The sequence below is a fragment of the Curtobacterium sp. 1544 genome (assembly GCF_040544915.1).
Classification (GTDB): domain Bacteria; phylum Actinomycetota; class Actinomycetes; order Actinomycetales; family Microbacteriaceae; genus Curtobacterium; species Curtobacterium pusillum_C.
Window position 1 is genome coordinate 1 of sequence record NZ_JBEPKX010000009.1, and the last position, 11,409, is coordinate 11,409.

The window sequence follows — 11,409 nt, forward strand, 5'->3', positions numbered from 1 at the left end:
ACTGGGTTGATAGGCCGGATGTGGAAGCGGGGACTAACGACCCGTGGAGCTGACCGGTACTAATAAGCCGAAGACTTGACAACACAACTATTTCCCACATCTTCGGGTGTGGGGCTCGCGTCCACTTTGTGGTTCCCGACAGACGATCGGGAACAAGAAACTGAACACCGCGCATGCGCGGAACAGCTTTCTGATTCCAAGCGATTGGGTCGAAGGTGTTCCGGTGGTCATAGCGAGAGGGAAACGCCCGGTCACATTCCGAACCCGGAAGCTAAGCCTCTCAGCGCCGATGGTACTGCAAGGGGGACCTTGTGGGAGAGTAGGACGCCGCCGGACTTAATTTGGTAACACCAGGGAACCCCTGACCAGTACTGGTCAGGGGTTTTCTGCGTTCCCGGGGGTCTGGCAATAGGATCAGCCGATGACCAACCAGCTCGACCGTGCAGCCACCTGGCCGGTGTTGACCGATGCCACGCGGGCGGCATTGCGCGAGATCCTCGTGCACGGGGTGCTCTCCCGTGCCGAGATCGCGCGTGCGCTCGGGTTGTCGCGGGCGAGCCTTACGCGGGCGGTCCGGACGCTCCAGGAGCACGGCTTCGTCATCGAGGTCGGCACGGACGTCCGCGGAGCCACGGGTCGTCCGTCGGAGCTGCTCCGGACGAGTGAGGGCGTGTGGGAGTTCCTCGGCGTGAAGCTCACCCAGGACCGGCTGTACGCCGCGGTGACGGACCTCGCGGGACGGGTCCTGGCCCTGCACGAGGAGACGCTGCGGGATCCTTCCCCCGATGCACTGGTGCAGCAGGTGGCGGAGGTGACCGAGCGGCTCCGTGCGGCATCGCCGGCGATCTCCTCGCTCGGCGTCTCGGTCCCGGGCGACGTGGTCACCCGTGACGGTGTGACGGTGGTCGAGGTGTCGCAGTTCCTCGGGTGGCGGGACGTCCCGCTGTCGTCCATGCTCGAGGCGCGGACCGGGCTGACGACGTTCACGGTGAACGATGTCGACGCCCTGACGGCCAAGGAGCACTGGATCGGCGCCGGCGCCGGCGTGGGCTCGATGGCCCTCGTCACGGTGGGTGCCGGCGTGGGTTTCGGCCTCGTCACGAACGGCGAGGTCTCCGAGGGTGCCCACGGTCGCTTCGGTCGGGTCGGGCACCTGCCGGTGTACGGCGGGGGACCGGACTGCGGTGTCGGGCACGAGGGCTGCGTCTCCGGGTACCTCCCGAGCTCGATCATCGCGCGGAACGCCGGACACGACGACTCCGACTACAGTGCCGTTGTGGACCTCGCACGGGCGGGGGACGAAGCCGCACTGCAGGCCTTCCGGGACGCCGGGACGGCCCTCGGGGTCCTCCTGTCCACCGTGGTCACGCTGGTGGACCCGGAGTCGATCGTCCTGACCGGTGACGGCCTGCCCGTGTACGACATCGCCCGTGCCGAGGTCGACGCCGCGTTCCGGAACGGGCTCCGTCCCTACGAACCCGCGGTCACCGTGGTCGTGCAGCCGTTCGAGTTCTCGGAATGGGCCCGGGCGGCCGCCGTGCTCGCCGTGCGGAGACTCCTGCGGTTCTGAGCCACGAGCCAGGAGCAACGAGGCACGAGCGACTTAGTTACGCAAGTTGACAAACGCCTCTGACGGGCGGGATGCTGTTCGGGTCCACCGTCGAAGGAGATGTCGTGACCCCTGCCCGTTCCGTGCCCTGGCCCACCGAGGACCTATCGTTCGGCGGTGACTACAGCCCTGAGCAGTGGCCCCGCGAGGTCTGGCGCGAGGACGTCCGGCTCATGCGCGAGGCTGGCGTGAACCTCGTCACGGTCGGGGTGTTTTCCTGGGGGCTGCTCGAGCGTGCCCCGGGGGAGTACACGTGGGAGTGGCTCGACGAGGTCCTCGACCTGCTGCACGAGAACGGCATCGCGGTCGACCTCGCGACCCCGACCGCCGCGCCGCCGAACTGGCTGCTCACGGCGCACCCCGAAGTCCTGCCCGTCGACGCGACCGAGCGCCGCGAACGCCCGGGCGGCCGGCTCGGCTGGTGCCCGGCGTCCCCGGTGTTCCGCGAGCACGCGCTCCGGATCGTCGAGGCGATCGCCGCGCGCTACGGGCAGCACCCGGCCGTTCGGCTCTGGCACGTGAGCAACGAGCTCGGCGGCGGCAACGGGCGCTGCCACTGCGAGGTGTCTGCGGCGGACTTCCGGCGGTGGCTCAGCGCGAAGTACCAGACGGTCGACACGGCGAACGCCGCGTGGGGCACCGCCTTCTGGGGCCACACCTACACGTCCTTCGACGAGGTGTCCCCGCCGCGCGGCGTCGGCGGTGCGCCGAACCCCGGCCTCGCCCTGGACTTCGAGCGGTACTCGTCCGACGCGCTGCTCGCCTACTACGAGGCCGAGCGCGCCGTGATCGAGCAGCACTCCGAGGCGCCCGTCACCACGAACTTCATGGTCGGTGCCGGCTCGCAGGTCGTCGACTACGCCGAGTGGGCGAAGCACGTCGCGATCCCGGCGAACGACCACTACACGCTCGTCGACGACCCCGACCGCGCCGAGGACCTCGCGGCCTCGGCCGACCGGATGCGCGGGATCACGCGGGACCGCACCCCGTGGCTGCTCATGGAGCACTCGACCGGCGGCCCGAGCTGGCAGCAGCGGAACCGTGCGAAGGAGCCCGGCGAGATCCTGCGGAACTCGCTCGCGCACGTCGCCCGCGGTTCCGACGGCGCCCTCTTCTTCCAGTGGCGCGCGTCCACCGCCGGCGCCGAGCAGTTCCACTCCGCGATGCTGCCGCACGCCGGAACCCGCAGCCGGGTCTGGCGCGAGGTCTGTGCCCTGGGCCGGGCCCTCCGCGCGCTCGGCCCCGCGAAGGGTGCCCCCGTCGAACCCGCGCGCGTCGCGATCGTCGTGGACGAGCCGTCCGGCTGGGCGCTGCAGTCCGGGCTGAAGCCGCACCGGGGGCTCCGCTACGGCCACGAACTCCGCGCCTGGCACACCGCGTTCTGGCGCCGCCAGGTCCTCACCGACGTGGTGCCGATCGACGCCGACCTCTCCGGGTACGACGTGGTCGTCCTCCCGACGCTCTTCGTCGTCGACGACGCGGGCGCCGCGCGCATCAGCGCCGTGGTCGACCGGGGCGCCACGCTCCTCGTCACCTACGCCTCCGGGATCGTCGACGAGACCGCCCGCGTCCGCACCGGCGGCTACCCGGGGGCGTTCCGCGACGTGCTCGGCGTGTGGGCCGAGGAGTTCACCCCGCTGCAGCGCGACGACCGGGTCCTGCTCGACGACGGTACCGTCGTCACCGACTGGGCCGAGGACCTCGTCGTCGAGGACGCCGAGGTCGTCCTCCGCCACGTCGACGGCCCGCTCGCGGGCCGTCCGGCGGTCACGCGCCGCGCCGCCGGCGGCGGCGCCTGGTACGTCTCGGCGATGCTCGACGCGGACGGCGTGCAGCGGATCGCGGACCGGATCGTCGAGGAGCGAGCGATCGCGCGGACCGTCACCGCGCCTCCAGGCCTGGAGGCAGTGCGTCGCGTCCGGCAGGACGGCACCGGGATCCTGTTCCTCCTGAACCACCGCCCCGACGACGTCACCCTGTCGGCCGCCGGGACCGATCTGCTCGACGGCTCCGGGCACGGCCCGGAGACCGTCGTGCCCGCCGGCGGCGTCCGCGTCCTGCTCGAGGCGGCGACGGCATGACCGTGCTCGACGGCGACGAGGTGACCACCGTGGTGCCCGCCGCCGCCGTGCGGGTGCACGTGCTGCGTGCCGCGGGGACGAGCCTGGTGGTCGCCGCCCGCATCGACGGACTGCCCGAGGTGCTGCACTGGGGTCGCGACGTCGGTGACGTGGTGCCCGAGGACGCCGACGACCTCGTCCTGGCGCTCGCACGGGCGGTGTCGCCGAGCGCGTTCGACGCCGCGTGGCCGCTGACCGTGCTGCCGACCGAACACGACGGGTGGGAGGGCCGGCCGGCCCTCGCCGGACAGGTCGACGGGCGTCCGCTCGTGCCGGTCTGGCGGGACGTCGTCGTCGCTGCCGACGACCGGGTCCTGACGGTCGACGCGGTGTCGGACGACGTGTCGCTGCACAGCGCGTACGTGCTCGACGACGCCGGGGTCCTGCGCGTCCGGCACGCGCTGACGAACACCGGCGCGGGGACCGTCGAGGTGCAGGCGCTCGAAGCGGTGCTCCCCGTGGGGGAGCGTGCGGCGGAGGTCCTCGACCTGGCCGGACGATGGACGCGCGAGCGCACCCCGCAACGGCGGGCGATGACGGACGGCGTGCACGTGCGGGAGAGCCGCCGGGGCCGGACCGGGCACGACGCCCCGACGCTCACGGTGCTCGGCACCGCGGGCTTCGACGACACCACCGGCGAGCTCTGGGCAGTGCACCCGGCGTGGAGCGCGGACTCCGTGCACCGGTACGACCGGCTCGCCGAGGCCCGGCCGGTGCTCGGCGCCGGGGAACTCCTGCGCGCGGGGGAGATCGTGCTCGCGCCCGGCGAGACGTTCACCGCGCCGGACACCGTGTTCGTGTGGAGCGACGCCGGGCTCGACGGGCTGGCCGCGCGGTCGCACGACTCCCTCCGCGCCCGGCCCGGGCACCCGCGGACACCGCGTCCGGTTGTGCTCAACACGTGGGAGGCCGTCTACTTCCGACAGGAGCTCGAGCCGCTCCTCGCCCTGGCGCGGGTCGCCGCCGACGTCGGGGTCGAGCGGTTCGTCCTCGACGACGGCTGGTTCACCGGCCGCCGCTCCGACACCACCGCGCTCGGCGACTGGACCGTCGACGCCGAGGTCTGGCCGGACGGCCTCGGCCCGCTCGTCGCCGGCGTCCGATCCCACGGCATGGAGTTCGGGTTGTGGTTCGAGCCGGAGATGGTCAGCCCGGTGTCCGCCCTCGCGGTCGAGCACCCGGACTGGTTCCTGCAGGCACCCGAGGAGACCCGGACCTGGCGGCACCAGTACGTGCTCGACTTCGCCCGCGCGGACGTCCGCGAGCACGTGCTCGACCGGATGTCGGCGGTGATCGGGGAGCACCACGTCGACTTCGTGAAGTGGGACCAGAACCGCGACGTCGTGCAGACCGTGCACGCGGGACGGGTCGGCCTCGACGCCCACACCCGGGGCGTGTACGCCGTGATGGACGAGCTGCGCCGACGGCACCCGTGGCTCGAGATCGAGGCGTGCGCCTCCGGCGGTGCCCGCGTGGACCTCGGCGTGCTCGAGCGCACCGACCGGGTGTGGGCCTCCGACTCGAACGACGCGATGGAACGCCTGCCGATCCAGCGCTGGACGGAGCTCCTGCTGCCGCTCGAACTCATCGGCTCGCACGTCGGACCGGAGGTCTCCCACACCACCGGACGGCACCTGGACCTGGACTTCCGGATGGCGGTGTCGCTGTTCGGCAGCGCCGGCATCGAGACCGACGTCACGCGGTGCAGCCCCGCGGAGCTCGACCGGCTGCGGGAGTGGACCGCGCTGTACAAGCGGGAGCGCGGGCTGCTGCACTCCGGGCGGGTGCACCACCTGGACCTCGGGGACCCCGGGCTCGACGCCACGCTGGTGGTCGGGGCGGACCGGGACCGTGCCCTCGTGCGGGTCGCCCGGATCGTCACCGGGCCGAGGTCGCTCGCCGTGCCGCTCCGACTGCGGGGGCTCGACCGGGCGCGGCGCTACCGGATCGCACCGGTGACCGGGCTGCGGGTACCGAAGGGCGTCGACGTGACCCGGACGCCGTGGCTCGAGCGGGGGAGCCTGGAGCTCTCCGGCGCCGTGCTCGAGGACGTCGGCGTCCGGATGCTCGCCCTCGCACCCGGCACGGCCCTCGTGCTCGAGGCCCAGGCGATCTGAGTGGTCGGCCGGTCGGCTGGTCAGCCGGCCGGCCGCGAGACTCGGCCCCGGCGACCGATCTCGGGCTCGAAGCCACGAGATCGGTCGCTGGACGCGAGACTCGGCCCCGGGCCGCGCCCGGCGGCGCCCGGCGGCGCCCGGCCGGGCCCGGCGCCCGGACTCAGGCGCGCAGCTGGCCTGCGTGCCGGAGCACGAGCGGGCCCGCGAGCGCCGCGGTGTCGATGCCGGGAGCGCCCGTCACCGTGAACACCACCGACTCCCCGGCGAGCAACGACACGAGCCCCTCGTCCACCCGCGCCCGGGCGTCGACCCGGTCCGGGAACAGCGACACGTCCCGGGCGTAGGACGTCGCCGTGACGGTCACCCGAGCGCCGTCCGCGGTGGACTCCACCGACGCCACGAGCGGGGACGGTGCGAACACCTGGTCGACGACCTCGGCGGGGTCGAACACCGTGCGGGTGCCGGCACCGGTGACGACGAGCACCTCGGACGCGGCGTCGCCCGGGACCGCGAGGGCCTCGGGCAGGGACACGCGCGCGGCGTCGGCCGGGCCGGCGGCGAGCGGGAACGACGACGACTCGAGGACGGTGCCGTCGAACGCGACGCGGGACACCGTGACCTCGTCGGACACGGGCGCACCCGAGGCGTTCACGAGGACGACGTCGAGCGCGCCAGCCGACGACGCCGCACCGGACGACCCGGGCTGCACGGTCAGCAGCACCGGCTGGTAGGCGTGCCGCACCGCGTACCAGACCGGCTTCCGGATGCCCGCGTGGTCGACGAGCGCCCAGGACACGACCGGCCAGTCGTCGTTGAGCTGCCACACGATCATCCCGGTGTTGTCCGGCGTCCGGGAGCGGAACCACTCCATCCCGAAGCGGATCGCGTGCGCCTGGTTGAGCTGCGCGGCGAAGTGCCAGTCCTCGATGCGCCACGCCGAGCCCGGAGCGGGCGTCGGCAGGTGCCCGCGCATCCCGTCGGCGAGCTTCCGGTTGCCGTGGTCGGCCTTCTGGTGCACGAGCATCTCGTGGCCGTCCGGGTCGAGCGGCTCGTCGTGCACCACGGCGGTGAGCGTCGACCACGCGGGCGGCCCCTGGAACCCGAACTCGGCGACGAACCGCGGCTGCCAGTCGGCGTAGGCGCGGTAGTCCAGCCGGTTCCAGACGTCCCAGATGTGCACGCTCCCGTTGCGCTCGTCGTTCGGTGTCAGGTACTCGTCGAACGAGAACGGGCTGCCCGGTGTGTACGGCCGGCTCGGGTCGAGCTCCGCGACGATGGAGGGCAGCAGCGACCGGTAGTACCCGTTGCCCCAGGTCCGCCCGACGAGCGACGGCCGCCAGCCCCACTCGGCGTAGGCCACGAGGTTCTCGTTGTTCCCGTTCCACACCACGAGCGACGGGTGCGGGCTGAGGCGCGTGACGGCCTCGCGGACCTCGGGTTCGACCTCGTCCGCGAGCCAGGGCTCCTCGGCGTAGGCGGCGCACGCGAACAGGAAGTCCTGCCACACCAGGATCCCGAGCTCGTCGCACCGGTCGTACAGGTCGTCGGACTCGTAGATCCCGCCGCCCCAGATCCGGAGCAGGTTCACGTTCGCCTCGACGGCGTCGTCGATCCGCGCCGCGTACCGTTCCGGCGTCATCTCGGTCAGGAACGCGTGGTCCGGGATCCAGTTCGCCCCGCGGACGATCACCGGGCGGTCGTTCACCCGGAGCAGGAACGGCGCGCCGCCGGCGTCGGCCGCGGTGTCCAGGGTCACGGTGCGGAAGCCGACGCGGCCGTTCCAGACGTCGTCGCCGACCGCGACGCGGACGTCGTACAGCGGCTGGTCGCCCTCGCCGCGCGGCCACCAGACCGCGACGTCGGGCACCTCCAGACGCACGGTCGCCGAGCCGTCGACCACCGGTCGAGACGCTGCGCGGCCTGGAGGCACGGTGCCGGAACCGGCCGACGCTGCGGACGCGCGGTGCGGGGCCACGGTGATCCGCGCCTCCAGTCCGACCGTGCCGTCACCACCCGCGGACGTGACGGGCGCGCTGCCGATGGCCTGCGCGAAGGCGCCGGTGGAACCGGCGTGCTCGACGTCGACGTGCGCCGTGAGGACGCCGGTGGTGCCGTCCACGTCGACGAGGGGGCGGACGGCCGCGATGCGGACGCCGCTCCAGGACTCGATGCCGATCGACCGCCAGATGCCGCTCGTGGCGACGTCGATGCCCCAGTCCCACCCGAAGTTCGACGCGTTCTTCCGGAGCGCGTTGTACGGGTGGTGGTTGACGTGGGGGAGCTCGCCGCCGTGCAGGGCGGACAGGCGTTCGGCGGCGGGGACCGGGGCGTCGAAGGTGACGACGACCTCGTTCGTGCCCGGCCGGAGCAGGTGCCCGACCGGGAAGCGGTACGAGCGGTGCTGGTTCGCGGTCGTCGCGACGACGATGCCGTTCACCTCGATGGTGGCGAGGGTGTCGAGTCCGTCGGCGACGAGGTCGTGGCGGGTCTCGTCCGGGGCGCTCCACTCGAAGGTGCGGCGGTAGCGCCAGACGGTGTCGCCGATCCACTGCGTCGCGGCCTCGTCGTCGCCGTCAAACGGGTCGGGGATCCGCCCCGCTCGGAGCAGGTCGGTGTGCACGCAGCCGGGGACCACCGCCTCGACCGGGTCGCGGTGCCGCTCGGATTCCTCCGGCCCGGTCACCGCCTCGACCGTCCACGTGCCGTCCAGGGTGGTCCGCTCCATCGCGTCTCCTCAGCGTCGGGGTCCGTCCGCGGGGTCGTGCGCGACCCCTTGACCGACTTAGTTTAGGCGTGTAACAATCACGCTCACAACGTGGATCCTGCGACGACGCAGACCGAGAGGACAACGATGTTCAACCCAACCCGTTCACGGCTCGCCATCGGCGCGGCCGTTCTCCTCGCCGCCGGCCTCGCGCTGAGCGGCTGCAGCTCCAGCGGCACCGCCAGCACCGGCGCCTCGGACTCGACCCTCATCGCATACACCGGACAGTCCGGCGACTACCAGATCAACTTCAACCCGTGGTCGCCGTCCAACATCGGCGGCGTCGGGACGATCTACGAGTCGCTCTTCTTCATCACGAACGTGAACACGAACGACCCGAAGCCGCTCCTCGGCAAGTCGTACGAGTGGAACGGTGACGGCACGCAGCTGACGATCACCCTGCGCGACGGCGCCACCTGGAGCGACGGCGAGCCCTTCACCTCGAAGGACGTCGTGTTCACGCTCGACATGCTCAAGAAGCAGAAGGCCCTCAACTCGATCGGGTACGACGGCACCGCGAAGGCCGAGGGCGACAGCAAGGTCGTCGTGACCTTCGCCAAGCCGTCGTTCGTGCTCGGCCCGAACCTGCTCGGCAAGACCTGGATCGTGCCCGAGCACCTGTGGAAGGACATCGACCCGACGACTGACGTCGTGCGGAAGCCGGTCGGCACCGGGCCGTACACGCTCGGGAACTTCAAGGCGCAGGCCTTCACCCTCGAGGCGAACGAGAAGTACTGGGACGGCGCCCCGGCCGTGAAGACCATCCGCTACCTGTCGCTGTCCGGCAACACCGCCGGCGCCGACGCCCTGTCGCAGGGGTCGATCGACTGGCAGACCGGCCCGGTCCCGAACATGGACGACATCCCCGCGCACTACCAGGGCTACGACGGCATCACCGTCGGCCAGAACCAGATGGCGCTGCTGACCTGCTCGTCGACCGCGATGGGCTGCACCGGGCCGCAGACCGACCCGGCCGTCCGCCACGCGATCGCCGACGCCATCAACCGAAAGCAGCTCAACTCGCTCGCGTTCTCGAACACGGCCAGCGAGATCTCGCCGACCTTCGCGCTCACCACGACGCAGAAGGACACGATCTCGAAGGACATCTCGCCGGCCGTGCTGCCGGACGGTGCCGACACCAAGGCCGCCGCGGCCTCGCTCGAGGGCGCCGGCTACACGAAGGGCGCCGACGGCATCTACGCCAAGGACGGCAAGAAGCTGTCCCTGACGGTCGAGGTCGTCACCGGCTGGACCGACTACATCACCGCGATCGACACGATGACGCAGCAGCTCAAGGCCGCGGGCATCGAGCTCAAGGCGCAGCAGTCGTCCTGGAACGAGTGGACCGACAAGAAGACCAAGGGCACGTACCAGCTCGCGATCGACTCGCTCGGCCAGGGCCCGACCGCGAACCCGTACTACCTGTACAACAACTACTTCTCGACCGCGAACACCGCCAAGGTCGGCGAAGCAGCCCCGATGAACATCGCCCGGTACAGCAACCCCGAGGTCGACGCCGCGCTCACGAAGCTCGCGACGATCAACCCCGAGGACACCGCCGCGACCCAGCCCGAACTCGACGTCATCCAGCAGCACGTCGTCGAGGACATGCCGTACATCCCGATCATGACCGGTGGGACGACGAGCGAGTTCCACGCGGCGAAGTTCACCGGCTGGCCGACGAAGGACGACCTGTACGCGTTCCCGGCGGTCTGGGCGAGCCCGGACAACGCCGAGATCTTCAAGGCGCTCAAGCCCGCCAAGGGCTGACGGCGGACTGCGACCGAGGAGCGCTCGTATGCACTACTTCCTGCGAAAGATCGGCTTCTACATCGTGGCCCTCTGGGCGGCGTTGACGCTGAACTTCATCATCCCCAGGCTCCTGCCCGGGAACCCGGTGGACATCCTGCTCGCCAAGCTCCAGCAGCGCGGCGGACAGGTGACCCCGGCGACCCGGCAGGCGTACGAGCTGCTCCTCGGTGGCAACACCTCGGAACCGATCCTCGCCCAGTACGGCCAGTACCTGGGCAACGTGTTCCGCGGTGACCTCGGGGTGTCGGTGAGCTACTTCCCGGCACCCGTGACCGAGGTCATCGGGAGCTCCCTGCCGTGGACGATCGCCCTCGTCGGCATCGCCACCGTGCTCGCCGCCGTCATCGGGGTCGCCCTCGGCGCCTTCGTCGGCTGGCGGCCGGGCACCTGGCTCGACTCGTTCGTGCCGGCCACCACCCTGCTCGCCGCGGTGCCGTACTTCTGGCTCGCGCTCATCCTCGTGTACTTCTTCGCCACCGGGATCCACCTGTTCCCGGCGCAGGGCGGCTACGACGTCACCCTCACGCCCGGGTTCAACGGCGAGTTCCTCATGTCGGCGCTCAAGTACGGGGTGCTCCCCGCGGCGACGATCGTGCTCGCCTCGCTCGGCGGGTGGCTGCTCGGCATGCGGAACATGATGGTGTCCACCCTGTCGGAGGACTACATCACGACGGCGATGGCGAAGGGCCTGCCGCACGGCAAGGTCCTCCGCAACTACGCCGCCCGCAACGCCGTGCTGCCGTCGGTCGCCGGGTTCGCGATCTCCCTCGGGTTCATCGTGTCCGGGTCCGTCGTCACCGAGCAGGTGTTCTCGTACCCGGGCATCGGCTCGAAGCTCCTGTCCGCGGTGACGAACAACGACTACGCGCTCATGCAGGGCATCTTCCTGTTCATCACCCTGGCGGTCCTCGGCGCGAACCTCGTCGTCGACCTGCTCTACGGGCTCATCGACCCGCGCACCCGGGCCCGGAGCTAGGAGGACACGAC

6 protein-coding genes and 1 rRNA gene are annotated in these 11,409 nt (G+C 71.4%); 6 read left to right on the top strand and 1 reads right to left on the bottom strand.

Features of this window, described 5'->3' with window-relative positions; translation table 11 throughout:
* The first annotated feature begins 219 nt into the window (after positions 1 to 219).
* The 4 genes from rrf (at position 220) to ABIC61_RS07340 (ending at position 5,846) form a co-directional block, all read left to right on the top strand.
* A 5S ribosomal RNA gene (gene rrf, locus ABIC61_RS07325) occupies positions 220 to 336 on the top strand.
* Between the two features lie 85 nt (positions 337 to 421).
* Positions 422 to 1,570: an ROK family transcriptional regulator gene (locus tag ABIC61_RS07330; RefSeq protein WP_354029370.1), complete on the top strand. Its 1,149-nt coding sequence runs from the start codon at positions 422 to 424 to the stop codon at positions 1,568 to 1,570.
* A 104-nt stretch (positions 1,571 to 1,674) separates the two neighbouring features.
* Positions 1,675 to 3,690 carry a beta-galactosidase gene (locus ABIC61_RS07335; protein ID WP_354029371.1) on the top strand — a complete coding sequence of 672 codons (2,016 nt, stop codon included), beginning with the start codon at positions 1,675 to 1,677 and terminating at the stop codon, positions 3,688 to 3,690.
* Complete coding sequence (locus ABIC61_RS07340) at positions 3,687 to 5,846, top strand: alpha-galactosidase (RefSeq protein WP_354029372.1); 2,160 nt, start codon at positions 3,687 to 3,689, stop codon at positions 5,844 to 5,846. The genes ABIC61_RS07335 and ABIC61_RS07340 overlap by 4 nt, the downstream gene beginning before the upstream one ends.
* A 160-nt stretch (positions 5,847 to 6,006) precedes the next feature.
* Here the strand turns inward: ABIC61_RS07340 and ABIC61_RS07345 are convergent, their stop codons facing one another.
* The gene (locus ABIC61_RS07345) at positions 6,007 to 8,571 is read right to left on the bottom strand and encodes a glycoside hydrolase family 2 protein (RefSeq protein WP_354029373.1); all 2,565 of its coding nucleotides are present in this window, start codon (positions 8,569 to 8,571) and stop codon (positions 6,007 to 6,009) included.
* 126 nt (positions 8,572 to 8,697) lie between these two features.
* Between ABIC61_RS07345 and ABIC61_RS07350 the strand changes: the two genes are divergently transcribed.
* Positions 8,698 to 10,380, top strand: coding sequence for an ABC transporter substrate-binding protein (locus tag ABIC61_RS07350; protein ID WP_354029374.1), 1,683 nt, complete (start codon positions 8,698 to 8,700; stop codon positions 10,378 to 10,380).
* Between the two features lie 28 nt (positions 10,381 to 10,408).
* A complete protein-coding gene (locus ABIC61_RS07355) occupies positions 10,409 to 11,398 on the top strand; it encodes an ABC transporter permease (protein ID WP_079238718.1) in 990 nt (329 codons plus the stop codon).
* Positions 11,399 to 11,409 lie beyond the last annotated feature (11 nt).

Excerpts from the sequence above, each read along its gene's own strand:
- ABIC61_RS07345 (WP_354029373.1), bottom strand. The coding sequence starts at position 8,571 with ATGGAGCGGACCACCCTGGACGGCACGTGGACGGTCGAGGCGGTGACC.
- ABIC61_RS07340 (WP_354029372.1), top strand. The coding sequence starts at position 3,687 with ATGACCGTGCTCGACGGCGACGAGGTGACCACCGTGGTGCCCGCCGCC.
- ABIC61_RS07330 (WP_354029370.1), top strand. The coding sequence starts at position 422 with ATGACCAACCAGCTCGACCGTGCAGCCACCTGGCCGGTGTTGACCGAT.
- ABIC61_RS07355 (WP_079238718.1), top strand. The coding sequence starts at position 10,409 with ATGCACTACTTCCTGCGAAAGATCGGCTTCTACATCGTGGCCCTCTGG.
- ABIC61_RS07350 (WP_354029374.1), top strand. The coding sequence starts at position 8,698 with ATGTTCAACCCAACCCGTTCACGGCTCGCCATCGGCGCGGCCGTTCTC.